Origin of the sequence: Pseudomonas sp. 2995-1 (assembly GCF_002742505.1) — a bacterium.
GTDB lineage: Bacteria > Pseudomonadota > Gammaproteobacteria > Pseudomonadales > Pseudomonadaceae > Aquipseudomonas > Aquipseudomonas sivasensis.
The window spans coordinates 1-268 of sequence record NZ_LJSA01000194.1 but is presented as its reverse complement, the minus strand read 5'-3'; the positions used below and the strand labels follow the sequence as shown (position 1 = coordinate 268).

General features: G+C 38.8%; 1 protein-coding gene. It reads right to left on the bottom strand.

Annotated features, from left to right (window positions below):
- The coding region (locus tag AOA61_RS00695) for an IMP dehydrogenase (RefSeq protein WP_143521159.1) at positions 1-268 on the bottom strand (268 nt) is incomplete at both ends.

Genomic DNA, 268 nt, shown 5'->3' with positions numbered 1-268 from the left:
CTTAATACCACCATCAGCAATTACAGGAACTCCATGTTTTCTCGCTTCTGTTGCACAATCATAAACAGCTGTGATTTGAGGAACACCTATTCCTGCAACAATTCGTGTAGTACAGATTGATCCTGGTCCAATCCCAACCTTTACAACATTTGCTCCAGCTTCAATTAAATCTCTCGTTGCTTCTGCTGTAGCAACATTACCAGCAATAATATTTAAGTCAGGATATTCTTTACGAACTTCACGTACTTTATCGATAACACCTTTGGAA